Origin of the sequence: Pseudoalteromonas sp. SR45-4 (assembly GCF_014163535.1) — a bacterium.
Lineage (GTDB): Bacteria > Pseudomonadota > Gammaproteobacteria > Enterobacterales > Alteromonadaceae > Pseudoalteromonas > Pseudoalteromonas nigrifaciens.
Window position 1 is genome coordinate 18,065 of sequence record NZ_JACJDO010000003.1, and the last position, 24,922, is coordinate 42,986.

The window sequence follows — 24,922 nt, forward strand, 5'->3', positions numbered from 1 at the left end:
ATGCTCAGAGTATATACGGATAATGAGGTATTCTGCAATTGGAGTCGATTCATCAAATGTTAAAGGTAATGCCTAATGGCGCAAATATTTAAAGCAACAAAAAAACCGCTAAAACAACAGTCTTTAGTGCTCGATATCACCGCCATGGATCACCATGGTCGCGGCATAGCGAAACACAATAATAAAGTGTGCTTTGTAAGTAATGCTTTGCCAAACGAGCAAGTAAAAGCCACCATTGTTGCCGACAAAGCGCGTTACAGCGAAGCGCAAACACATAAAGTATTACAGGCGAGTGAATATCGCGTAGCACCATTTTGTGAGCATTATAATCAATGTGGTGGGTGTCAGTTGCAGCATTTAGATAGCGGCCAACAGGTAGTCGAAAAGCAAATAGCGGTGAGCAAATTATTTGAAAAGTTTGCCAAGCTTGATGAATTAAACTGGCAAGCCCCCTTATTAAGTAAAGCCACTCATTACAGACGAAGTGCTCGTTTAGCGGTAATGTTTGATAAAAAAGCAAAAAAAATGCATGTAGGCTATAGAGCAAGTGGCTCTAAAAGTATTATTAGTATTAATGAGTGCCCAGTACTAAGTGAAGTATTTGCAAATGTATTTACTGTATTTGATAACTTAATTAATCAACACAAGGCATTGCACAGTGTATCTCACTTGCAATTGTGCCAAGGCGATGAGCAAAACTTTGTTATTATTCGCCACACAAAACCTATTTCAGAGAGTATAAAAGCACTGGTAGCACAAAGTGCCGCTGAGCAACAATGGCAATTAGTGTGGCAAAGCGAAAGTGAAGTGATTGAACACTCACATTTAGCCATGCCATTTTATGCACTTGAAGAGTTAGGGTTAAAGTTTGAATTTGGCTTAAATAACTTTATCCAAGTTAATGCTAGCGTTAATCAAGCAATGCTTAAACAAGCACAAAATTGGCTGGCACTAAAAGGCGACGAAAACGTATTAGATTTATTTTGTGGTATTGGTAACTTTTCACTAGTGCTGGCAAAACAAGCAAAAACAGTAATTGGTATAGAAGGGGTTGCTTCAGCGGTTGCAATGGCAACGCAAAATGCGCACACTAACTCAATCACTAATACTCAATTTAATTGCTTTGATTTAACAAATAAAATTGAAACGGCTTCGTGGTTTAATAAAAATTTAGATGTACTGGTGTTAGACCCCTCACGTACTGGGGCAATAACGGTATTAGAACAACTTCCTTTAAAGCAGTTTAAAACTATTTTATACGTCTCATGCGACCCTGTTACTTTAGCCCGTGACAGCGCTATTATTTCGCAAGCAGGCTTTGAACTGCATAAAATTGGGCTAATGAATATGTTTCCGCACACCGGGCATATTGAAACTATGGCGTTATTTCAACGGAGGTAAAGCGCATTATGGTAGCTACACGTCAATCACATCAACAGGATGAAACCGGGGACTTTGCTAGTCGCTTAAAGTTACTTGCTCTGTCGGCAGAAAAAGTAGAGTTGCTTAATAAAGCACAGGCACTTTGTTTAGCGTGCGACAATACCACCCGACAAAGCACAGCTATTGAAATGGTCGAAATTTTAGCCGAGCTTAATCTTGATGCAGACTCATTAGCTACTGCTTATTTAACGCCGTATTTTATAAATAACTTAGTCACCCTTGAAACTGTTGAAGAGCAGCTAGGTAGCAGTATTGCGGTATTGCTAAACGGGGTCGCACAAATGGCTACTATTAGCACTTTGGCGCACCAAGGCAAAGGCACGGTACAGGTTGATAATATTCGCCGTATGTTACTTGCTATGGTAGAGGATGTGCGCGCGGTTGTTATTAAGTTAGCAGAGCAAGTATGTCATTTACGCAATGTTAAAAATGCCGCAGAAGAAGACCGTGTTATTGCCGCCAAAGAAACCGCCGACATTTTTGCTCCACTGGCAAACCGCTTAGGTATAGGGCAATTAAAGTGGGAGCTTGAAGACTTATCGTTTAGGTATTTGCACCCCAATATTTATAAAAACATTGCCAAACAGCTTGATGACAAACGCCTAGCGCGTGAAGCCTACATGGAAGACATGGTAGCGCAAGTTAAAAGCCGCTTAAGCGAGGCGGGCATAGAAGCAGAGGTTTACGGGCGGCCAAAGCATATTTACAGCATTTATAAAAAAATGGCGCAAAAAAACTACGAGTTTGATCAACTGTTTGATATTCGCGCAATGCGTATTGTGGTGCAGCGCCTGCAAGATTGTTACGGCGCGCTGGGCATAGTGCACACTAACTGGCGTCATTTGCATAAAGAGTTTGACGACTACGTTGCCACACCTAAGCAAAATGGCTATCAGTCTATTCATACCGTGGTATTTGGCCCCGAAGGCAAAACGGTAGAGATTCAAATTCGCACCAGCGATATGCACCAAGATGCCGAGCTGGGTGTTGCTGCGCATTGGATGTATAAAGAAGGCGCATTGCCAGGGCGAGGCTCAGGTTATGAGCAAAAAATTAGCTGGCTGCGTAAACTATTACAATGGCAAGAAGAAGTGGTTGATGGCAGCGACCTAGCACAAGAGCTTAAAAATCAAGTGGTAGAAGACCGCGTATACGTATTTACCCCACGAGGCGATATTTTTGATTTACCACTGGGGGCAACACCATTAGATTTTGCTTATTATATTCACTCTAATGTGGGGCATCGTTGTATTGGCGCTAAAGTATTTGGCAAAATTGTGCCATTTACCCATCAGTTAAGCACCGGCGATCAGGTAGAAATTCTTACCCAAAAACAGCCAAACCCCAGCCGCGATTGGTTAAACCCATCATTAGGCTATATAAAGTCATCGCGTGCTAGAGCCAAAATACACCATTGGTTTAAACAGCTCGATCGCGACAAAAATCTTAGTGCCGGTAAAGAAATACTCGATAACGAACTGCAAAAACTCGATTTAAATTATAGAGACTTAGCACCCGCTATTAAGCGTTTTAACTTTAAAGAGCTCGACGATTTAATGGTCGCCATTGGCGCAGGTGATATTCGCCTTAATCAAATGCTTAACTTTGTTACCGATCGCCCCGAAGACGAGCCGGTAATACGTTTTAAAAACCCAACAAAAGTAACCGGCGATAATAACGGTATTGTGGTTGATGGCGTAGGTAGCTTAATGAGTCATGTTGCTAAATGTTGTCGTCCGGTTCCGGGGGATGAAATTATTGGCTATATAACGCAAGGGCGTGGTATTGGTGTACATCGTGATGATTGCGACTCGTTTAATAATTTAAAAACTCAGCATCCAGAGCGAGTTATTTCTGTAAGCTGGTCAGACGATATTCATAACTCCTATGCGCTAAGTATTAGAATAGAGGCCAGCGACCGCTCAGGTTTAATTCGCGACATAAGTGTAGTGTTAGCCAACGAAAAAGTGAATGTGCTAAATATGAATGTAAATACCGTTGATGATAATCAAATTGCTATATTTACCATGCAAATAGAGGTACACGATCTGTCGGGTACTAATAGAGTGCTTTCTAAGTTACACCAAATTGAAGGTGTACACAGTGCAAAGCGAGGGCAATAAATATGACAGATAACGCCGCGCTTGCGCAACTACTGCATATAATGAAAACGCTAAGAGATCCTGAGATTGGCTGCCCCTGGGATCGTAAGCAAACTTTTAGCTCAATAGTGCCACACACTATTGAGGAAGCGTTTGAAGTGGCCGATTGCATTGAATCGGGCAATTTAGGTGAGCTTAAAAATGAACTTGGCGATTTACTCTTTCAAATTGTGTTTTATGCTCAACTTGCTAATGAGCAAAAGTTATTTGATTTTAACGATATAGTGACACAATTAAACGCTAAACTTACGCGCCGTCATCCTCATGTGTTCGACCAGCAAACAGCGCTAAGCGATGATGAGCTTGCTGCGCAGTGGCAAGCAATTAAGGCACAAGAGCGCAGCGCCAAAAGCGCAGATGCTACGCCTTCGCTGTGGCAAGATATTCCCGTTAATATGCCAAGCTTAAGTAAAGCTAAAAAAATTCAGCAGCGCGTGGCTGCTCTTGGTTTTGATTGGCCAAGTTACCATGGTGCATTGGATAAAGTGAGCGAAGAAGTAGAGGAAGTAAAAGAAGCACTCGCTCACAATCCGTATTCAGATCACAGCGCAGAAGAGCTGGGCGATTTACTGTTTGCTACAGTAAACGTTGCGCGCCATGTAAAGCGCGACCCAGAGCAATTACTACGTAGCGCCAGCGACAAGTTTTCAACTCGCTTTGAAAAAGTACAAGCTTATTTAAATGCCCAAGGAAAATGTTTAGAGTCGGCCACGCTTGATGAGATGGATGCAGCATGGGATGAGATCAAAAAAGTCAAATAGTGTGTAGTAAAATTATGGCTGTTTTTTGTGCTTACAATTTCTAATTTTAGCTGGATTGATTGGCTATGCTTTGGTACAATTTCTCCCCGTCCTGTTTATATTCCAAAATCACTTGTTTGGGTATTATATTCCTTTTAATTCCTGATATTCTAGGGTTCGCATGAGTACAAAATTTATCTTCGTTACCGGCGGGGTTGTTTCTTCGTTGGGTAAAGGTATTGCAGCAGCATCATTGGCAGCTATTTTAGAGGCCCGTGGTATTAATGTTACTATCTTAAAGCTGGATCCTTACATCAACGTTGATCCAGGCACAATGAGCCCAATTCAACATGGTGAAGTATACGTTACTGAAGACGGCGCAGAGACCGATCTAGATTTAGGTCACTATGAGCGTTTTATTCGCACCAAAATGACGAGTCGTAATAACTTCACACAAGGGCGTGTATACGAAGATGTATTACGTCGTGAGCGACGTGGCGAGTACCTTGGAGCAACAATTCAGGTAATTCCACACATTACTAACGATATTAAGCAACGTGTTTATTCTGGCGCTGAAGGCCATGATATAGCAATCGTTGAAATTGGCGGCACAGTGGGTGACATAGAGTCACAACCATTTTTAGAAGCAATTCGTCAAATGGGTACTGAAATTGGCCGTGAGCGCGCGCTATTTATTCACTTAACGCTAGTGCCATTTTTAGGCCCTGCAGGCGAAGTGAAAACTAAACCAACGCAACATTCGGTTAAAGAACTGCGCTCAATTGGTATTCAGCCAGACATTCTTATTTGTCGTTCAGACCGCAAACTACCAAATAACGAACGTGCAAAAATTGCATTGTTTACTAACGTAGAAGAAAAAGCGGTTATATCACTACCAGACGTAGACAGTATTTATAAAATTCCTGCGTTATTAAAGTCGCAAGATTTAGATTACTTTGTATGTCGTCGTTTTCATTTAGAAGCTCCTGAAGCTGATTTAGTTGAATGGGAACAAGTACTTTATCAAGAGTCTAACCCTACAGGTGAAGTAACTATTGGTATGGTAGGCAAATATACTGAATTACCAGATGCTTATAAATCTGTAAACGAAGCATTAAAACATGCCGGTCTGAAAAATCGTTTAACGGTAAATATTCAGTACATCGACTCACAAGACTTAGAAACCAAAGGCGTTGATTCACTAACGCGCTTAGATGCTATTTTAGTACCTGGTGGTTTTGGTAGTCGTGGCGTTGAAGGTAAAATATTAGCGGCTAAATACGCGCGTGAAAACAAAGTGCCTTACTTAGGTATTTGTTTAGGTATGCAAGTAGCGCTAATTGAATATGCTCGTAACGTAGCGGGTCTTACTGATGCAAACTCAACTGAGTTTAACGCGCAATCTGCAAGCCCTGTGGTTGGCTTAATTACCGAATGGCTAGATGCTGAAGGTAAAGTAGAGCAGCGTGATGAAAAATCAGACTTAGGTGGCACTATGCGTTTAGGCGCACAAAAATGTCATTTAACACCGGGTTCTAAAGTGCATGCAGTATACGGTAGCGATGAAATAGTAGAACGTCATCGTCATCGTTACGAAGTTAATAATAACTTTGTAGAGCAGCTAGAAAAAGCTGGTTTAAGCTTTACTGGTTTATCGGAAGATAAAAAGCTAGTAGAAATTATTGAAAATAAAGATCACCCTTGGTTTATTGCAGCGCAATTCCACCCGGAATTCACTTCAACACCACGCGATGGTCACCCGCTGTTTGAAGGGTTTGTAGCTGCGGCTCACATCCACCAAAAAGCGTCTTCGTAATATTAATAGGCCGTGCATATTGCACGGCTTATTTGTTTTAAATGCCAACCAAATTAGTTTAAATTAAGTTGGCAGTAATTCACCATTTTGGGAATATAGAGGAATCAAGATGTCAGTAATCGTAAAAGTAATTGGTCGCGAAATTATGGATTCGCGTGGTAACCCAACTGTTGAAGCTGATGTACATTTAGCTGATGGTTCATGGGGCCGTGCTGCGGCGCCGTCTGGCGCATCTACAGGGACTCGCGAAGCATTAGAATTACGCGATGGTGATAAATCTCGTTATTTAGGTAAAGGCGTATTAAAAGCAGTTGGTTTTATTAATAATGAAATCGCAACCGCTTTAGCAGGCCAAAATGCACTTGAGCAAAGCACTGTTGATCAAGTAATGCTAGATTTAGATGGTACCGAAAATAAAGAAAAATTAGGTGCTAACGCAATTTTAGCAGTATCGCTAGCAACGGCTAAAGCTGCTGCACAATCTAAAAAAGTTGAGCTTTATGAGCATATTGCTGACTTAAACGGTACACCGGGTGTTTACTCTATGCCATTACCAATGATGAACATTATCAATGGTGGCGAACATGCAGATAACTCTGTAGATATTCAAGAGTTTATGATCCAACCAATTGGCGCTAAAAACTTCCGTGAAGCTCTACGCATGGGCGCAGAAATATTTCACAGCCTAGCTAAAGTACTTAAAGCAGACGGTCACTCAACAGCGGTAGGTGACGAAGGTGGTTTTGCACCAAACCTTGCATCTAACGAAGCGGCACTAGCTGCAATTAAAGTAGCTGTTGCAAATGCAGGCTACGAGCTAGGTAAAGACATTACATTAGCGCTTGATTGTGCAGCCTCTGAGTTTTACGACAAAGAAGCAAATATTTACAATCTTAAAGGTGAAGGCAAAAAGTTCACTTCTGAAGAATTTAACTTCTTCTTACAAGATTTAACTCAGCAGTACCCAATCGTGTCTATCGAAGATGGCCTTGATGAGTCTGACTGGGATGGCTTTGCACACCAAACTAAACTAATGGGTGATAAAATCCAATTAGTGGGTGACGATTTGTTTGTAACCAATACTAAGATTTTAAAACGTGGTATCGACAACGGTATTGCTAACTCAATCTTAATAAAGTTTAACCAAATTGGTTCTTTAACTGAGACATTAGCTGCAATTAAAATGGCTAAAGATGCTGGTTTTACAGTTGTTATTTCTCATCGCTCAGGCGAAACAGAAGATTCAACCATTGCAGATTTAGCAGTAGGTACAGCCGCAGGTCAAATTAAAACAGGTTCATTAAGCCGCTCTGATCGTGTTGCTAAGTACAACCAATTGCTTCGTATTGAAGAGCAATTAGGCGATAAAGCACCGTACAACGGTTTAAAAGAAGTTAAAGGTCAGTAATTCTTTAATTAGAATATGATGTTTAAGCTTATAAATCCTCACTTTGGTGGGGATTTTTTTTGCCTAGGTAAAAAAAGTAAAACAGTAACCAGAAAATCAGAAGTGAGATAACTGTCAGTAACAGTTTAAATACGGTTTTTTAGGTGGGGTTTTCTATCTCTCTTTTTAGTTTAAATATGTTAAAAGTAGTGTGAAAAGACTTTAAGTGAATATATGCACAAAGAGGTTATGAGGCGCTACGCTTTAGAGAAGCTAAAAAGACTAAATAATGTGTCTTGTCACTGCTCATTTACTCTCATTTTTTCTCTTTGTGCAAAAATTTTAAATGATTTACTCACAACGGAGTTTTTCAAGTTAGTTGTCGCCTCAAGTTAAATTTTATGCCGCCCTAATTTACTTCTATTTGTACAAATTAAAGTTGAAACTGCTGTTTTAAAATTTCGCCGGTAAAGCTGGTTTTTAAATAAAAACCACGGGGCAGGGTTTTAATAATTTTACCATTAGGGCCAATAGCATCGGTTACTATTTTACTGTGCGCGGCTTTAGGGCGAATTTGAATTGCGTCACCTAAATGCCCCGATATTTCATCAATACGCCCTAGCGCAATAAGCTCCATTTGTTCTTCCCAATCGCGTTGCAATAAAGCGTCTTGCTCAGGTGTGGGTTGCCATAAAAAGCCGCTGCCTATGGTTCTATCAAACGGGGCTATGTCGCGCTCACTTAGTATAGGCAACCAAAGTACATGGTTTAGTTTTTTACGCACGCTGCTTGCGTGCCAGGTCATGCCAGTAACGTTAATGAGTGGGGTTACCGATACAAAGGTGGTTTCTAGCGGCTTGCCTTTATAAGAAATTGGCAATGTTTTTAGCTCTATGCCTAAATCTTCAAAATCGGGCAGTGGTTTTGAGCCAGCAGTTGCGCCTAATACATATTCAATTAATTGCCCCGTCCAGCCTTTTTCACGGAGTAAATCGTCAGGCGTTTTAAAGTTATACTCATTGGCTAATTGGCCAAGGGTAAGCCCAGCAATATTATTAACACGCTGCATTAAGTCATTAATTGAATGTGGTTTTATAGGTCGCATACTGTTTATTTAAGTTGAATAAATACCATCGCCATGATAGCAAATCAGTCCAGCCGTGGATATCTTTGCCTTTGAGTGTTTTTTGTGCACCTTGGGTTTGGTGCAATTTTACACACTTTAATAAACAGTTAAATAAATATAAGCCCATGAATTATAATAAAATTTAAAAATAAACTGTTCAGTTTTCATTAAGTGACACTAAGGTTGTTTGAATGAGTACACATATATAAACATGTTTATCCACAGAATCTGTGGAGAAATCCAGTTTTGCGATCTTATATTGTGGATTTGTTTGCTAAATGAGCGTGTTTTATAAAAGTTATGCACAAGCTGTGAGTAACCACAGTAAATATTCCAATATTGTTTGCCGTAAAGCAGGTAATGTGGAACAATCATTAAAAATCGACTTACAAATGAGGCACTAAGGTGATTGATGCCGAAGGTTTTCGTGCCAATGTCGGAATTGTAATTTGCAATAACCAAGGACAAGTGTTTTGGGCTAGACGTTATGGTCAACATTCTTGGCAATTTCCCCAAGGCGGTGTTGACGATGGTGAAACGCCAGAGCAAACCATGTACCGCGAATTACACGAAGAAGTAGGCTTGCGACCAGAAGATGTAGAGATAGTTGCAAGTTCTAAACATTGGTTACGCTATAAGTTACCCAAACGATTAATACGCCGAGACTCAAGTCCGGTATGTATTGGGCAAAAACAAAAATGGTTTTTACTAAAACTACGCTGTAAAGATGAGGATGTAAATTTACTTAAAACCCACCATCCTGAATTTGATGATTGGCGCTGGGTAAGTTATTGGTATCCGGTAAGGCAGGTGGTGTCGTTTAAACGCGATGTTTATCGGCGTGTAATGAAAGAGTTTGCTCCTTTTGCTATGCCTTTTAATAAACGCGAACAGCAAAAAGATCATTGGCGAAATAAAAGGTAGTTAGTTTAGTAAATTAAAGGAGCAGGACATGCTGGCAACACTTAGGTCTATTGCAGAGTCGGTTTCGCAACAAGCGAATTTAGACAGTGCTTTAGCGTGCTTTGTGACAATGGTTAAAGAAGCCATGCAAACCCAGTGCTGCTCTATTTATTTTGCTGACTACAGCCAAGATAACTTTGTACTTATGGCCACCGAAGGATTAAACCCCGATGCGGTGGGTAAGTTTAGAATTGGCTTTACCGAAGGCCTAGTAGGGCTGGTGGCACAGCGCGAGGAGGCAATTAATATTGCCTTTGCCAAATCTCATCCCCGTTTTAAGCTCTCCCCAGAAGTTAACGAAGAAGGCTATAATGCATTTTTGTCTGTGCCTGTGGTGCATCAAAAAAAAGTACTGGGCGTTATTGTAGTACAACAAAAAATGGCACGTGTATTTAGCCAAGATGAAGAATCGTTTTTAATTACTTTGTCGGCGCAACTTGCCTCACAATTAGCGCATGCTGAAATAAAAGAAGTATTGCGTCAAGATGAGTCTTCTCATCAAACCTCAGTATTAAAAGGGGTGTCGAGTGCTCCGGGTATTAGTATTGGCCATGCATTTGTAGTTATTCCTAAAGTTAACTTTAAATCAATTGAGCTTGAAAAAGAAAGCGATGTAAATGAGCAACGACGCTTATTTACCCAAGCCGTAGCGGCAACCCGAAAAGAATTTAATACACTATCAATGACACTAAGTGATTCTATTCCGCATGAGGCTTTGGCTGTTTTTGATGTTTATCAGCAATTACTCGATGCTAAAAGCTTAGGTCATAACGTTGAGATGGAGTTGCAACAAGGTTGGTGTGCAAAAAGCGCCTTAAAAATAGTAATTGAGCGTTTAATCGCTCAGTTTAATGCCATGCAAGACCCATACATAAAAGAGCGCGCGGTTGATGTTAAAGACATTGGCCTGCGAGTGTTGCACCACCTTGTTAATACCGAATTCGCAATAAAAGATTATCCACCCAATACCATACTTATAGCGCATACACTTACTCCAGCCATGCTGGCTGAGGTGCCTAACGATCGCTTAGTGGGGGTGGTGAGCATAAATGGCTCGGCAAACAGTCATGCGTCAATATTAACCCGTGCTATGGGCGTGCCTGCTATTTGGGGCATCGAAGATATTCCATTACTGCAATTAAATAGTAAACCAATGATTTTGGATGCGTTTTCGGGGCGGTTATATATTTCCCCATCGCAAATGCTAATTGATGAATACACAGAATTACAGCACCAAGACAACTTACTTAATAATCGTTTTTTAGCCGAGCAAAACTTTACAGCGGTCACCCTTGATGGTGAACACATAAGTTTACTACTCAATGCGGGGCTGGAGTTAAACACGCAGCAAAACAGTGCCCATATTTGTGACGGCGTTGGCTTGTACCGCACCGAAGCCTGGTTTATGCAAAAAGGGCAGTTTCCATCGCAATCAGAGCAAGAAACCTGGTACCGAGAAGTACTTAATAGTTATTACCCTAATCCGGTAGTAATGCGAACGTTAGATATTGGTGGCGATAAAGTTCTCGATTATTTTAATATTACCGAAGAAAATCCCTTTTTAGGTTGGCGTGGTATTCGCATTAGTTTAGATCACCCTGAGCTATTTTTAGATCAGCTCAAAGCCATGCTTAAAGCAAATATAGGCTTAGGTAATTTAAAAATAATGCTGCCGATGATAAGTGGTACAGAAGAAGTAGACGAATCATTAGCTCTTTTTGAGCAAGCGTATTTTGAGCTGAACGAGCAATACCCAGAGCAAACAATTGAACGACCCGATATAGGTATTATGCTTGAAGTACCGTCGAGTGTATTTATGCTGGCAGACTGGTCTAAAAAAGTCGATTTTTGCTCAGTGGGCAGTAACGATTTAACGCAATACCTGCTCGCTGTAGACAGATCAAACGCGCGGGTTGCAGAACTGTTTAACCCGTATCACCCTGCAGTGCTCAGAGTATTAAATAAAGTGGCTCGTGAGTGCCAGCAATACGAGCTACCGTTTAGTTTATGCGGCGAGCTTGGCGGCGATCCTGAAGGCGCAATATTACTTATTGCCATGGGGTATCGTCGTTTAAGTATGAACTTATCATCATTAAATAAAGTTAAATGGGTGCTTAGGCGCTTACATGTCAGCGAAATGGAAGCATTACTTAAAGAGTGCTTAGCGCAATCGTCGGCTAAGCAAGTATTGCGTTTAACTCGCAGCTTTATGATAGAGCATGAGCTGGGTAACTTATTTTATACCCCCAAATAAATTCTCGTGTTAACTGTAATCAGAATCCATTAAGATACGCGCATAATAAAAGGTATATGGGATAACTATGTATGATCTAGGATTATTGGTTGCAAGTTGCGCGCTACTAGGCTGTGTTGTCGGGTTTTTAGCCGGGTTACTCGGAATTGGTGGTGGCTTAATTATTGTGCCAGTATTAAGTGCCTTATTACTCGCTTTTAATGTAACGGCTGCTGAAAACGTATTAGTTATTGCCATTGCAACATCGCTTGCCTCTATTTTGTTTACCTCTACATCTTCAGCGCTGGCTCATCATAAAAATGATAACGTGCCTTGGGTTATTGCACCTTGGGTTATGTCGGGCGTAGCTGTTGGCGCGCTAATTAGTGGCTTTGCTGCAAGCTTAATCCCCGAGCAAATATTACGTACGGTATTTGCTGTAAGCGTGGTATTTATTGCTTTAAGAATGGTGTTATCAGCTCGCAATAAACCTTTGTCAGAAAAACCTTTACCGTCGGGTCCTATTTTAGGCAGCTTATGCGCCATTATGGGGGGGCTATCAGGGTTAATAGGTATAGGTGGTGGCGCACTAATAGTGCCTTTACTGCATTATTTTTCGGTTGATATTAAAAAGGCCATAGGCTGCGCTGCAGCATGCGGAATTGTAATCGCCTTTTTTGGCTCTATTGGTTATATCAGTGCCGGATGGCAGGTTACCGATTTAGAACACGGTTTTGCAGGGTTTGTATACTTACCCGCATTATTTGGGATTGTAATTACCTCGTGGTTTATAGCGCCTATTGGCGCTAAAGCAACCCACTATTTACCGGTTAATACAATAAAGAAAGTTTTCGCGGTGTTACTTGTTATCATCGCAATTAAAATGGTTTTTAGCTAAAGGTTTATTTTTATGGCACTGGAATTTCCTGTAATCGATCCGATCATATTTTCTGTCGGGCCACTGAGCGTACGTTGGTACGGATTAATGTATTTAATAGGTTTTGCATTTGCAATGTGGTTTGCAAATCGCCAAGCGGCAAAACCAAATTCAGGTTGGACTAAAGACCAAGTAGGCGACTTCCTATTTTACGGCATGCTAGGGGTAATTCTTGGTGGGCGTATTGGTTATGTATTATTTTATCAATTTAGCTATTTTATAGAAAACCCCCTATATTTGTTCAGGATAGATCAAGGTGGAATGTCGTTTCATGGTGGCACCTTAGGAGTGATAACCGCGGTTGTTATTTTTGCTTGGACACGTAAAAAGTCAATACTGCAAGTAGGCGACTTTGTTGCACCGCTTGTACCGGTAGGTTTATTAGCTGGACGTATAGGTAACTTTATAAATGGTGAGCTTTGGGGTCGAGTAAGCGATGTACCATGGGCTATGGTATTTCCAACCGGCGGGCCGTTAGCACGCCATCCATCGCAGCTATACGAAGCATTTTTTGAAGGCTTAGTATTATTTTTAATTTTACAGTGGTTTATTAAAAAGCCTCGCCCTGCTGGTAGTGTAGCGGGTGTATTTTTACTAGGTTACGGCACATTTAGATTTTGTATTGAGTACTTTCGCCAACCAGATGCACAGCTGGGTTTATTTGCTGATTTTATCTCGATGGGGCAAATACTCTCGCTGCCTATGATCGTAGGCGGATTAGGCTTATTAATTTGGGCTTATAAGCAAGCACCACAAAAAACAGCGGTAAAGGGTTAGAATAAATACCATGAAACAATATTTACAATTATGTCAGCGTATTGTTGATGAAGGCCAGTGGGTAGAAAACAAACGTACGGGCACACGCTGTTTAACCGTGATCAACGCCGATTTAGAGTACGATGTGGCGAATAATCAGTTTCCTATGATCACCACACGTAAAAGCTATTACAAAGCGGCTATTGCTGAATTATTAGGTTATTTAAGAGGCTATGACAGTGCTGAGCAGTTTCGTAGCATAGGTTGTAAAACCTGGGATGCAAACGCAAACGAAAATAGCGCTTGGCTTAATAATCCGCACCGTAAAGGTGATGACGACATGGGCCGTGTTTATGGCGTACAAGGGCGTGCTTGGCAGCGCCCAGATGGCTCAACGCTAGACCAACTAGCAAAAGTAATTAATAACTTAAAAAATGGTATAGACGATCGCGGTGAAATAATTAGTTTTTACAACCCAGGCGAATTTGAGCTTGGCTGTTTACGCCCGTGTATGCACACCCACACGTTTTCATTATTAGGTGACACACTTTATTTAACGTCGATTCAGCGCAGCTGCGACGTACCGCTAGGGCTTAATTTTAATCAAATTCAGTGTTTTGTATTACTGGCATTAGTGGCGCAAATTACTGGGCATAAAGCGGGTAAGGCGTATCATAAAATTACCAACGCGCATATTTATGAAAACCAGCTTGAGCTAATGCGCGATGTGCAGTTAAAGCGCGAGCCATTTGTATCGCCGCAGTTAAAAATTAATCCAAACATTAAATCACTAAACGATATAGAAACCTGGGTAACACGCGATGACTTTGAAGTGACAGGTTATGAGTGTCACGAAGCCATTCAATACCCATTTTCGGTATAACAAAACAGATTAAGGAAAACACCATGAAAGCAGTGATCCCCGTAGCGGGCCTAGGAACACGCATGTTACCAGCCACCAAAGCAATTCCAAAAGAAATGCTACCGGTTGTTGACCGTCCACTAATTCAATACGTAGTTAACGAAGCCGTTGCTGCAGGTATTAAAGAAATAGTACTGGTAACGCATTCAAGTAAAAACTCAATAGAAAACCACTTCGACACTAGTTTTGAGCTTGAAGCCACACTAGAAAAACGAGTAAAACGACAGCTACTTGCCGAAATACAGTCTATTTGTCCTAAAGATGTAACCATTATTCAAGTACGCCAAGGCGAGGCCAAAGGCCTAGGGCATGCAATTAACTGTGCAGCGCCAATTATAGGTAACGAACCATTTGTGGTTATTTTACCCGATGTAATAATTGATGATATGGAAAGCGATCTTAGTAAAGATAACTTAGCCGAAATGATCAATCGCTTTGAGCAAACTCAACATAGCCAAATAATGGTAGAGCCAGTACCAATGGCTGAAGTTGATCAATTTGGTGTTGTTGACTTAGGCAGTGTTGAGCTAAAACAAGGCGAAAGCTCGCCAATTCATAACATGGTAGAAAAGCCACCAGTTAACGAAGCACCATCAAACCTTGCAGTAGTAGGGCGCTATGTATTAAGTAAAAATATTTGGCCATTACTAGCTAAAACACCGCAAGGTGCTGGTAACGAAATTCAGCTTACGGACGCTATTGCCATGCTAATGCAGCACGAAACTGTTGATGCATACGCAATTAAAGGGCGTAGCCACGACTGTGGTAGTAAAATTGGTTATCTTAAAGCAACTATTGAGTTTGCACTACGTCGTGAAGAATTTGCTGACGAGTTAAAAACGTTTATTAAAACATTAATTTAACATACCTACTTTTTATAAAAATAACTAAAAAGACGCCTATATGGCGTCTTTTTTGTTTTATAGTCGTTAATATCGTTGTATTTGGCGATAAAAATAAAGCTCCGGCACAAAGCGATTGTAAAATTTTAGCGCTGCAGCAAATAACTTGTTTTGTGGGCAATTACACCCAAAAAATTTAGCGAAGTATGTTTTAGGTATTTAAAGCTGATTAGTCATAACGTTGAAACTCAATTTATCTGTGTGCTAACACATACCTATAAGTCGAGCTAAAGTTAATACAGTAGTTAAAAGCCAGTAATAGTAAGTATGTAGATAAACATAAATTAATAGGCTTGTTTATAGTGTTGTCTGTAACTGCGCTGTATGCCAGTTTAAGTAATATATAAAGTTGGCGTTTAGTAAAACCAAGCAAAAATTTAAAGGCAAATAATATGATAAAACAACAGCTAATGAGATTGTTAAGTATTAGCCTAATTGTACTTTGTGGATGCAGTAGTAAAGTTAAAGAGGCTCAAAACAATGTTACTACCACAAATAAGGTTAGTAATGAGGTTACTATTTCGGCAGAAGAATTAGCGCAATTAAGAGCATCATCTCAACAGTGGCAACAAGCTAAAGCGGGCGTTAGACGTTTGCTTGTTATTGAACATGATTTAAAGTTACTTATTAGCCAATTAAATGAAGTAGCGCAACGAGAGTCGGCAACACAAAATAATCTAAACCAAGAAGCGAGCAATCTAAACCAAGACACTACAGCGCCAGAGGCGGCTGTTAATTTACACCCCAAGGTTACCTCACAACCCAAAGTAGTACAGCCATTGTTTGCCCTGCAGGTTGCATCTGTTACCGATTGGATACGATTAACCCAAAGTTATAATGAAGTGAAATCTAAGGCTAAAAAACTATTAGTAAGCCCATTTATTGCTAACGTAGAGACTGCAAAGGTTAAAGGGGTTACTTTTTATCGCTTAAAAATTGGCGCTTATAAGCTTCAAAATAATGCAACGGCAGATTGCGACATACTAAAGCAGCATCAAGTGAGTTGTATTGTTAGTAATTACACAGAACAACCATTAAAATTATAAATAGGCATAGTAATTGCTTTGTTATTGTCATGTTTTTTGAGGATGGCAACTATGCGCCTTTTATTACCGTTATTATTAGTAAACTTAGCAGCATGTAGCTTAACACCACAGCCTGAGCAAAGTGTAAGCACACCTGCGCGTAAAGCAGCCATGGCACCTTATACGGTTAACGATTACGTAAATAACTTAACTTATCAGCTTAGTCACTTTAAAGGGCCTTTAAGCGGTAACTCTCGCATTGGGGTAAGCAACTTTTATTACGCAAACGCGCTAGATTCAAAGCTTCCCAGCGGCCAAGCTGAAGGTTTAAGCCAACAAATTCAAGAAAGCCTGCTAACGCAATTCACTCAACTGGGATATAACACCGTTGAGTACCGTTTAAGTAATAATATAAATTTATCATCTAACGCCGACAGCGCGCTTAGCAGAGATGTAACTCAACTGCGCGAACGTCAGAATATTGACTTAATAATTACCGGCACAGTTACGCGCCAGCAACATGCTTACATTGTTAATGCCCGATTGGTTAATATTAACAATAAACACGTTTTATCAGCTGGCAGTACCGAGATCCCGATTAATGTAATGTGGGGCAGTGAAAAGGTTCAGCAACGCGATAATAACTTATATCGCAGCGAATACTAATTAGGAGCACAAAATGAAAAAGCTATTACTTACATTATGTTTGCCATTGGGCTTTGGGTGCTCACAAATGCTAACAGGCATGAACTCAGAAACCACACAAAAAAATCAAAACAACTCCGTACAATTGGCTAATGGCGAGCGTGCAGTGGCAGCCCCAATGACCGACAACCAGGTATATCAGTCGGGGTTAGTGCAACATACTAATTATTCAAAATCGAGCACGCCATCGCGTAAAAATATTAATCATTATGTGCGTGGCATAATGCAAAATATGGTAGAAAACCTACAATATGTGAACGAAAAAACACCACTGGCAGTTTCAAGCTTTGTGTTTTTAGATGATGATTACAACGACGCAAGTTTGTTAGGAAATCAAATAGCCGAAAGCTTTATGCATGAACTACATAGCTTTGGCATACCTGTTATCGACTTTAAAACTACCGATTATATGCGCGTAACTCCAAGCGGCGATTTTGTATTTAGCCGCGACTACCTTGAGCTAAACCAAGATCAAAACTTTAACTATGTTTTAGCCGGTACTTTAGTAAGCCATCAAGGTGGTGTGCTTGTAAATGCGCGTATTATTGGCTTAGCCAGTAAAGCCGTAGTAGGAACAGCACAAGGCTTCATTCCTCAGTCAGTGGTTGATGCACTTAATAGTAGTTACAGAACCGATGGCATTATGCTTAAACAAGCCAGTAAATGAGCGAGGCAGTAATGGGTTACAAATTAAATAGCGTTACCGCATTATTTATCCTGATGGGATTAGCAGGGTGCTCTACTGCTGGCAATAATAAGCAGGTTAAAACTAATAATGCAGGCCATTTCGATATAAATGCTCGTTATGAGCACGCACAAGGGCTAAAAACGCAGAGTGAATACGACTCGTCGCAACAATTTACGCCGTTAAAGCATCATAAAACCTTGGTTAATTATGTAGAGCAAATGGCGCTTGATTTAGTCGACACCTTAGAGTCTGGCAGTGAGCTTGATGAGAGCATAAATATAGCGGTAACAAGCATAGTCGATTTAGATGCCACCTTAAATAACAGCAACCAGCTGGGTAATCAAATATCAGAAACCCTCATTCATCAGCTGCAAAAGTTTGGTTATGGGGTAGTTGATTTTAAAACGAGTGATGCAATAAACGTAAATCGCCGTGGCGACTTTGTTTTTTCACGAGACATAAAAAATCTCAGCAAAAAGCATATGGCAAGCCATGTACTCGGTGGTACGTTAATATACCGCGCCAATGGCGTTACAGTGAATACCCGAGTTATAAACGTAAATAATAAACAAGTCGTTGCTAGTAGCCGAAAATTTATACCAATATACGTTTTAAACAAAGAAGATATCTACTTATCAAGTAATTAAACACAGTTTGCACTTGATCCAAAAAAGACAATGCCGTTATAATTTTAGCCTCAGTTTAGGCCTCTTAGTTAAATGGATATAACGGCCCCCTCCTAAGGGGCAGTTGCAAGTTCGATTCTTGCAGGGGCTACCAATAAAATCAATTAGTTACGAGGTTGGTGCTTTGAAATTCAAACTTCATCTAGCACATATGTAGCAGTGCTAACTCAGGCATTCATTTTCAAAAAGATTATTAATACTTCTGTATTTTAAACATCTAATTTAATTTATCACTTCAGTCGAATAAATATTACAGCACTAAGTTAAAGCTAGGTCGTGATATAAAAAACCTTATTCAAGTTTTTGTCGCGCAGGCGGAGTGGCTTATACGTAGGTTGGCTTGAGCGCAGCGAAACCCAACGAAAAAGTATGTTATCAATTAATATCACTATTTTGCATTATCGATTGGCTGTCACTCACTTTAAGTTGAGCATAAAAAAGCGAATAAATAAATTTACTCGCTGATTATTTTTATTTAGCCCTAAGCCCTAAGCCCTAAGTCCTAAGCTTATGCCCCTGGGCCACATTCCATACAATGGTTAATAATGTCTGGGCCAAATTTAAGTTTGGCGTTTAGGTCGCGCAGCGCTGTGCGTAGCCCTTCTTCGATCACTGGGTGGTAATAAGGCATTTCTAACATTTGTGGTACGGTCATTTTGTTTTGTACCGCCCATGCTAGTAGGTGAGCTAAATGCTCGGCTTGTGGGCCGATAAACTCTGCCCCTAAAAATAACCCTGTGCCTTGCTCTGCGTAAACACGCATGTGGCCTTTGTTTTTAAGCATTACGCGGCTGCGGCCTTGGTTTTCAAAGTTTACTTCGCCTATTTCAAAACAGTCGCAGCTGCCTAGACGAGTGGTGATTTCTTTATAACTTTCGCCAACCATGGCTATTTGCGGGTCGCTAAATACGGCGGCAATTTTTGCTCTGCGTAATCCTGGTTGTACATCGGGGAAGCGTCCAGCATTTTGGCCAGCTATTAGGCCTTGATCGGATGCTTCGTGTAATAGTGGCAGCATATTACTGGCGTCGCCTGCGATAAATATATTTGAATCGCCACATTGCATTGTTTTAGCATTAGCAACAGGTACGCCGCGCTCATCGAGTTCAATACCGGTGTTTTCTAAGCCGAGTTTATCTGTGTTTGGTACGCGCCCCGTTGCGGCAAGTACGTAGTCAAATTGCTCGGTGTGTTTAGCACCTTGTTTGTCGGTGTAAGTAAGCTGCGCTTTGCTGTTTACTTGCATCATGTCGGATACGTTTGAGTCGGTATCAACAAAAAATTCTTCGGCAAATACGGTGTTTGCGTAGTCTTTTACTACTGGGTCGGTAAGGGGGCCAATTGCACCACCAACACCAAATAATTTTACTTTAACGCCTAAACGGTGCAGTGCTTGGCCAATTTCAAGGCCTATAACACCTGGGCCAAATACGGCTACCGATTCTGGAAGGTCGTCCCAGTCAAATACGTCGTCGTTTATAATTAATTTGTCGCCAAAATTATTAAATACGCCAGGGTATGAAGGGCGTGAGCCGGTTGCTATAACAAAGCGTTTAGCAGTAATTATGGTGTGATCATCTATTTGTATGCGGTTTGCGTCTAAAAATTTAGCATAGCCACGAATTTTGTCATCGCTTGGAAGCTCATCTACAGCTTCTACTACAAATCCGGCAAAGCGGTCGCGTTCGCTTTTAACGCGTGCCATCACTTCTTTACCATTAATACGTGGTGCAGAGCTGTGTACACCAAATGCAGGTGCCATTGTGATTGAGTGCGCAGCTTCAGCAGCTGCAATTAATAATTTACTCGGCATGCAACCAACTCGTGCGCAGGTAGTGCCGTAAGGGCCTGATTCGATCATAAGTACGTTATTTGTAAATTGTTTAGCATTACGATAAGCACTTAAACCCGCAGTACCCGCACCAATAATAACAACGTCGGTTTGCAATTCTTTCATTATTTTTTCCTTATAAAATAGGGGCAACCAGTGCCCCTATTTATATTTACTAATTGAGCAAAATTATTAATTAAGCAAAGTATTTTTCTAAATCGTCTGAGCCACCAATGTGCTTACCGCCAATAAATACTTGTGGAACGGTTTCACGGCCAGATACTGCTTTAAGGCTTGTTAGTGATGCGCCTGAGCCCATAACAATTTCTTCAAATGCAAAGCCTTTTTCTGTAAGAAGCGCTTTAGCTTTTGAACAGAACGGACAACCAGGTTTAGTAAATACAGTTACTGGCTCTGGTTTAGCTTGCTTAGGGTTGATGTAGTCAAGCATTGTATCTGCGTCAGATACTTCAAACGGGTCGCCTGGTAAATCTGGTTCGATGAACATTTTGTCGATCACGCCATCTTTTACAAGCATAGAGTATCTCCAGCTGCGCTTACCAAAACCTAGGTCGTTTTTGTCTACTAACATGCCCATGCCGTCAGTAAATTCGCCGTTACCGTCTGGTAGTAAAGTAATGTTTTGCGCTTCTTGATGCTCAGCCCATGCGTTCATTACAAAGGTGTCGTTTACCGATAAACATACAATTTCGTCAACGCCGTTTTGCTTAAATACACCAGCCAGTTCGTTGTAACGTGGTAAATGAGTAGACGAACACGTTGGTGTAAATGCACCCGGTAGTGAAAATACAACAACCGTTTTACCTTTAAAAATGTCGTCTGTTGTTACTGATTTCCATTCATCGTTTTGACGAGTTGCAAATGTAACGCTTGGGATTGTTTTGCCTTCAATATTGTTTAACATAATTTTTGTTCCTCTTGATTTGTTGATAGCCATTATGGCGGTGATTTAAATATAGTTCCAATCGTTTGTTTGTATTAAACTGATAGGTATAAGCTATCAGTCTGGTAATGAATATGAACTTAAAAGATTTAGAGTATGTAAAAGCCATAGCGCACTTTAAGCACTTTCGTAAAGCAGCCGATGCGTGCTTTGTAAGCCAGCCAACATTAAGTGGTCAAGTAAAAAAACTCGAACAGGAGCTAGGTGTTACTTTATTTGACCGCTCTACTAAACAGGTAACATTAACCGCTAAAGGCGAGCGTTTATTAACACAAATTAATGTTATTTTAGAACAAACACAAATACTTAAAGAGCTTGCTGCTACGTCAAACGAGCCGCTACAGGGTAAGTTAACTATTGGTATTATTCCAACCATTGCGCCTTATTTACTGCCGGTATTACTCACTTCAATGAAAGAGGCGTTTATTAATAGTCGCTTTTCGTTTATTGAAATGCAAACCGCTACAATTTTAGAAGCGCTAGATAACGGTGAGCTCGACTTTGCAATTTTGGCTGATGTACCCGAGCTAAAAAAGTACCATAGCGTTAATTTATACAAAGAAGATTTTTTAGTGGCTGTATCACACGATAATTCATTAGCTCAGCAAAAAAAAGTAGCGCTGCGCGAATTACAAGGATGCAGCCTATTAATGTTAAGTGATGGCCATTGCTTTAAAGATCAAGCCCAACAGTTTTGTTTTTCGGCAGGAGTTAATGTGTCGAGCCAGTATCAGGGTAATAGTTTAGAAACATTACTGGCGCTGGTGGCTATGGATGACGGGGTTACATTTGTGCCTAAATTGGCTTGTACTGAGCGCGTAGGGGTTAATTATTTAGCTATTTATCCTAATCAGCAGCGCAATATAGTATTTGCATGTAGGAAGCATTACCCGCATTTATCGGGGGTTGAACAATTGGGTGAATGGTTGTCGGCTCACCCTAATTTAAAGGCTAAATTAACTAAAGTCTTGAATTAAAGGTTTTGGCTAACTATTTCGACTATATCGTTAATTTGCACGCCCGGAAGTGGTGCATTATTAATGCTTACCGCAATGGCACTTTGTTGATACAACTGCTCAACACGAATGCTATTAAGGGTAATCACTTTATGTGGCATAGTATTGCCTAACGCGTCTGTTAGGTAATTGTGGTGCGCTATGCTAAGTAGTTGGCCTTTTTTAAGGCCGTGCGCTTTACCTAAGTTAATCACTATGTTGCCCTGATCAAGGTGCATAATTTTTCCTTGAGTAGGCAAGCAAGCCATAGCTGATTGTAAATCGTAACTTAGCGTTTGGTTTATATCGTTTATGCTTTGCCCATAGGGTGATTGCCAAAACATACTACTGTTAACATCAACAATAGCGGTTTTTTCAAATGGCCAAATAGCTTGGTTTTTATAGCTATTTTGCCAAAGCTGTTCATAAGTAGTGCCATCAAAAAGGGTAAACTCTATTTGATAACTACGTTGATAGCTTTCGTCTTGCCAAAAGGCATAGTCGCTATTGAGCTTATCGCTAGTTGATAGATTGGTTATTTGGCTTAATAAAACGTACTGCGCGTTACTACGCGAGGAAATATCTTCTAGTTGCGCATTAGAGTAGTCGTGTTGCTGCGAAAAATACTTATCGACCTTTATTGCGTTGTTGTAATAAGCAATAGGTACAGCGCTCATTTTTGACTTTTGCAATGCGGTATAAATATTTTTGCTAACCGCTTTATCTATGTCAAATATTTGACCCATGCGGGCTTGTTCACGATGATTAAGCTGGCTTTGGGTAACGGCCACAAACTTTTTAAAACTACTTTGTGGGCATTGCTCTGTTTGCGCAAAAATATCTAAGCGTAGTGTAATAGCTAGCTGATTATTATGACGTTCTTCGCTCACAAGTTCTATTTTTTGAATTTCGCCATGGCTGCTTATTTTAAGCTGATCTTGCATTAGCACGCCGTCTACTAAGGTTTGTACCGAGCTTACCCGCGCACCAGAGAACACTAACGCTTGTGTAATGGCATCTTTAATTGCTGCAGATTTAGCTGCGCCTACATCGCTACTTTTAACTTGTGCATGGCCGGTCGACTCATACCACTGCGCTGCAGTAAAAGGCGAAAACGTTAATAAAGCAGTTGCGCTTAATCCTGCAAATACCGATGATAAAAACGAATTCATACATTTACTCCAGTTAAATTTTAGCTATTAGCATAAGTTATACAGCAAGGAGCGTACCAATGTTATATATGAGTAAATACCACTTAAGTGCCAATGGCATTAAACCTGCATAAGTATCGTATAATTATTTAATTTGTTTTTTAGGGCTAGGTACTATGCGAGTAATGCCATTACTTATCACGTTAGGATGCATAACCTTAAGCGGTTGTAGCAATATGTTTGATAAGCACGTTGAATACAAATATGTAGAGCCAAACAACTACCCGGTATTAAAAGCCGTGGGTTATGCACCTATTAGCCTGCAGTCGGGTGTTAATAAGTCGCAAAAGCAGTTAATGGCTATTAAAGCTTCTAAGCTAGAAGCGTATCGAGAGCTTGCAGAGCAAGTGTATGGGCAACAAATTACCGCAGGTACTACAGTTGCAGGTTCAATAGCACAAGACGATTACCTACAAAGCAAAGTGCAGGGCATTATTAAAGGCGCACAAGTTATAAAAGCCTACGCGGTAGACGACACCTATATAACTGAGCTTGAACTAAATATGAAGCGCGTGCACGACCTGTACATAGGCGAAATTAAACCCCGAGAAGTTAAAAAAGTAACTTATTACTAGCCCCCTAAAAACGTTAGTAACTCTAAAAACAAAAAAAGCCTTAGCTGATCAACAGTTAAGGCTTTTTTATTATGTAGGACGTTATTTTAAATTAAGCTTTTAAATTACGTACCAAGTTATTATCGGTGTTTATTACACTACCGGCTTGGTCGTAGGTCATAGAAGAGGGGGCACCAATTAAAATATCTTTTAATTGTTTAACGCTTAATTGTGCTTGATGCGCTGCGTGGGCATTTACTTCATTTTGCTTTTGGCATTGCTCAAGCTTGCTGCGTATTAGTTTAATTAAATCGGTGATCTCGGTTGTTTGCTCATCGTTATTGGCAATCAACTTGTTGAGCTCTTTATCGAGGTTGCTTAGCGTGGTTAAAAAAGACATTTTTTGTTGGGCAATTTCTTTTAAACCTTCACCACGGCGCGAGGCAATAGATGTTAGCTCGTCATTTAATAAAATATTAAGCGACTCTAAGCAATTGTGTTGCTCATTTAGTTTAATAGTAATTAAACTATTGTGATCAGCCATAAACGTTAAACTCAAATTCAGCTAGGTTTTTTGCAAGTTTTTCGCTGTCTATTTGGTATTTACCCTCAGTGATTGCTTTTTTAAGCTCTGCCACTTTATCGGTATCAAAACCAGGAGACTGCTGCGCTTTATCTTGCAGAGTTTTCAGCTGTTTAGCTTGCGGGGTTAAGCTTACAGAGTCGCTGGCAGCTTTAGGCGCCGAAGACTGTGCAGCTTGCGTATTTGCATTATCTCTTTGTATATCAACTTTTTGCTGCTTAGTGTTAGTTAACACATTTGCTTGTTGATTACTTTTATTAACTTGACCTACCATAATATTAAACCTGTATATT

General features: G+C 40.4%; 23 protein-coding genes and 1 tRNA gene. 18 read left to right on the plus strand and 6 right to left on the minus strand.

Features of this window, described 5'->3' with window-relative positions; translation table 11 throughout:
• The first annotated feature begins 75 nt into the window (after positions 1 to 75).
• The 5 genes from rlmD to eno all read left to right on the plus strand — a co-directional run bounded on the left by rlmD (position 76) and on the right by eno (position 7,569).
• Positions 76 to 1,401, plus strand: coding sequence for a 23S rRNA (uracil(1939)-C(5))-methyltransferase RlmD (rlmD, locus tag H5058_RS02180; RefSeq protein ID WP_179807078.1), 1,326 nt, complete (start codon positions 76 to 78; stop codon positions 1,399 to 1,401).
• Positions 1,402 to 1,409: 8 nt separating this feature from the next.
• Positions 1,410 to 3,566 (plus strand): GTP diphosphokinase, encoded by a 2,157-nt coding sequence (gene relA, locus H5058_RS02185; RefSeq protein WP_179807079.1) that lies wholly within the window; start codon positions 1,410 to 1,412, stop codon positions 3,564 to 3,566.
• A 2-nt stretch (positions 3,567 to 3,568) separates the two neighbouring features.
• A complete protein-coding gene (gene mazG, locus H5058_RS02190; protein ID WP_179807080.1) occupies positions 3,569 to 4,366 on the plus strand; it encodes a nucleoside triphosphate pyrophosphohydrolase in 798 nt (265 codons plus the stop codon).
• A 160-nt stretch (positions 4,367 to 4,526) separates the two neighbouring features.
• Positions 4,527 to 6,161, plus strand: a complete 1,635-nt coding sequence (locus tag H5058_RS02195; protein WP_179807081.1) for a CTP synthase — start codon at positions 4,527 to 4,529, stop codon at positions 6,159 to 6,161.
• Positions 6,162 to 6,270: 109 nt separating this feature from the next.
• Positions 6,271 to 7,569 carry a phosphopyruvate hydratase gene (gene eno, locus H5058_RS02200; RefSeq protein ID WP_011327438.1) on the plus strand — a complete coding sequence of 433 codons (1,299 nt, stop codon included), beginning with the start codon at positions 6,271 to 6,273 and terminating at the stop codon, positions 7,567 to 7,569.
• A gap of 412 nt (positions 7,570 to 7,981) precedes the next feature.
• On the opposite strand, the gene mutH is transcribed toward eno, so the two are convergent.
• On the minus strand, positions 7,982 to 8,653 hold the full coding sequence (gene mutH / locus H5058_RS02205; RefSeq protein WP_011327439.1) for a DNA mismatch repair endonuclease MutH: 672 nt from the start codon (positions 8,651 to 8,653) through the stop codon (positions 7,982 to 7,984).
• A gap of 426 nt (positions 8,654 to 9,079) precedes the next feature.
• On the opposite strand from mutH, the gene rppH reads away from it, so the two are divergent.
• The 11 genes from rppH (at position 9,080) to H5058_RS02260 (ending at position 18,585) form a co-directional block, all read left to right on the plus strand.
• Entirely contained in the window at positions 9,080 to 9,598 is a 519-nt protein-coding gene (rppH, locus tag H5058_RS02210) for an RNA pyrophosphohydrolase (RefSeq protein ID WP_008111786.1), read from the plus strand.
• Between the two features lie 28 nt (positions 9,599 to 9,626).
• Positions 9,627 to 11,891, plus strand: coding sequence for a phosphoenolpyruvate--protein phosphotransferase (gene ptsP, locus H5058_RS02215; RefSeq protein WP_058372750.1), 2,265 nt, complete (start codon positions 9,627 to 9,629; stop codon positions 11,889 to 11,891).
• 67 nt (positions 11,892 to 11,958) lie between these two features.
• On the plus strand, positions 11,959 to 12,768 hold the full coding sequence (locus H5058_RS02220) for a sulfite exporter TauE/SafE family protein (RefSeq protein WP_182676736.1): 810 nt from the start codon (positions 11,959 to 11,961) through the stop codon (positions 12,766 to 12,768).
• A 12-nt stretch (positions 12,769 to 12,780) separates the two neighbouring features.
• Positions 12,781 to 13,584, plus strand: coding sequence for a prolipoprotein diacylglyceryl transferase (gene lgt, locus H5058_RS02225; protein ID WP_089367854.1), 804 nt, complete (start codon positions 12,781 to 12,783; stop codon positions 13,582 to 13,584).
• A 10-nt stretch (positions 13,585 to 13,594) separates the two neighbouring features.
• Positions 13,595 to 14,446 carry a thymidylate synthase gene (locus H5058_RS02230; RefSeq protein ID WP_182676738.1) on the plus strand — a complete coding sequence of 284 codons (852 nt, stop codon included), beginning with the start codon at positions 13,595 to 13,597 and terminating at the stop codon, positions 14,444 to 14,446.
• A 23-nt stretch (positions 14,447 to 14,469) separates the two neighbouring features.
• The gene (gene galU, locus H5058_RS02235; protein ID WP_182676741.1) at positions 14,470 to 15,348 is read left to right on the plus strand and encodes a UTP--glucose-1-phosphate uridylyltransferase GalU; all 879 of its coding nucleotides are present in this window, start codon (positions 14,470 to 14,472) and stop codon (positions 15,346 to 15,348) included.
• Positions 15,349 to 15,779: 431 nt separating this feature from the next.
• Complete coding sequence (locus H5058_RS02240) at positions 15,780 to 16,433, plus strand: SPOR domain-containing protein (protein ID WP_182676743.1); 654 nt, start codon at positions 15,780 to 15,782, stop codon at positions 16,431 to 16,433.
• Positions 16,434 to 16,484: 51 nt separating this feature from the next.
• Positions 16,485 to 17,078, plus strand: a complete 594-nt coding sequence (locus H5058_RS02245; protein ID WP_182676745.1) for a FlgO family outer membrane protein — start codon at positions 16,485 to 16,487, stop codon at positions 17,076 to 17,078.
• A 13-nt stretch (positions 17,079 to 17,091) separates the two neighbouring features.
• Positions 17,092 to 17,784 carry a FlgO family outer membrane protein gene (locus tag H5058_RS02250; RefSeq protein WP_182676747.1) on the plus strand — a complete coding sequence of 231 codons (693 nt, stop codon included), beginning with the start codon at positions 17,092 to 17,094 and terminating at the stop codon, positions 17,782 to 17,784.
• A gap of 11 nt (positions 17,785 to 17,795) precedes the next feature.
• Positions 17,796 to 18,452: a FlgO family outer membrane protein gene (locus tag H5058_RS02255; RefSeq protein ID WP_182676750.1), complete on the plus strand. Its 657-nt coding sequence runs from the start codon at positions 17,796 to 17,798 to the stop codon at positions 18,450 to 18,452.
• A 58-nt stretch (positions 18,453 to 18,510) separates the two neighbouring features.
• Positions 18,511 to 18,585 (plus strand) — tRNA-Arg (locus H5058_RS02260).
• A gap of 414 nt (positions 18,586 to 18,999) precedes the next feature.
• On the opposite strand, the gene H5058_RS02265 is transcribed toward H5058_RS02260, so the two are convergent.
• Both H5058_RS02265 and H5058_RS02270 read right to left on the minus strand, forming a co-directional pair.
• A complete protein-coding gene (locus H5058_RS02265) occupies positions 19,000 to 20,448 on the minus strand; it encodes a dihydrolipoyl dehydrogenase (protein WP_182676752.1) in 1,449 nt (482 codons plus the stop codon).
• A 70-nt stretch (positions 20,449 to 20,518) separates the two neighbouring features.
• Complete coding sequence (locus H5058_RS02270) at positions 20,519 to 21,247, minus strand: glutathione peroxidase (protein WP_182676754.1); 729 nt, start codon at positions 21,245 to 21,247, stop codon at positions 20,519 to 20,521.
• Between the two features lie 113 nt (positions 21,248 to 21,360).
• Here H5058_RS02270 and H5058_RS02275 point away from each other — a divergent pair, with 113 nt between their 5' ends.
• Positions 21,361 to 22,263 carry a LysR substrate-binding domain-containing protein gene (locus tag H5058_RS02275; protein ID WP_182676756.1) on the plus strand — a complete coding sequence of 301 codons (903 nt, stop codon included), beginning with the start codon at positions 21,361 to 21,363 and terminating at the stop codon, positions 22,261 to 22,263.
• On the opposite strand, the gene H5058_RS02280 is transcribed toward H5058_RS02275, so the two are convergent.
• The gene (locus tag H5058_RS02280; RefSeq protein ID WP_011327455.1) at positions 22,260 to 23,453 is read right to left on the minus strand and encodes a flagellar assembly protein FlgT; all 1,194 of its coding nucleotides are present in this window, start codon (positions 23,451 to 23,453) and stop codon (positions 22,260 to 22,262) included. The genes H5058_RS02275 and H5058_RS02280 overlap by 4 nt on opposite strands.
• 155 nt (positions 23,454 to 23,608) lie before the next feature.
• Between H5058_RS02280 and H5058_RS02285 the strand changes: the two genes are divergently transcribed.
• A complete protein-coding gene (locus tag H5058_RS02285) occupies positions 23,609 to 24,067 on the plus strand; it encodes an LPP20 family lipoprotein (RefSeq protein WP_011327456.1) in 459 nt (152 codons plus the stop codon).
• Between the two features lie 91 nt (positions 24,068 to 24,158).
• On the opposite strand, the gene flgN is transcribed toward H5058_RS02285, so the two are convergent.
• Together flgN and flgM are read right to left on the minus strand one after the other, a co-directional pair.
• The gene (flgN, locus tag H5058_RS02290) at positions 24,159 to 24,590 is read right to left on the minus strand and encodes a flagellar export chaperone FlgN (RefSeq protein WP_011327457.1); all 432 of its coding nucleotides are present in this window, start codon (positions 24,588 to 24,590) and stop codon (positions 24,159 to 24,161) included.
• Positions 24,583 to 24,903: a flagellar biosynthesis anti-sigma factor FlgM gene (gene flgM / locus H5058_RS02295; RefSeq protein WP_179807091.1), complete on the minus strand. Its 321-nt coding sequence runs from the start codon at positions 24,901 to 24,903 to the stop codon at positions 24,583 to 24,585. Before flgM ends, flgN begins: the two co-directional genes overlap by 8 nt.
• Positions 24,904 to 24,922: the final 19 nt, after the last annotated feature.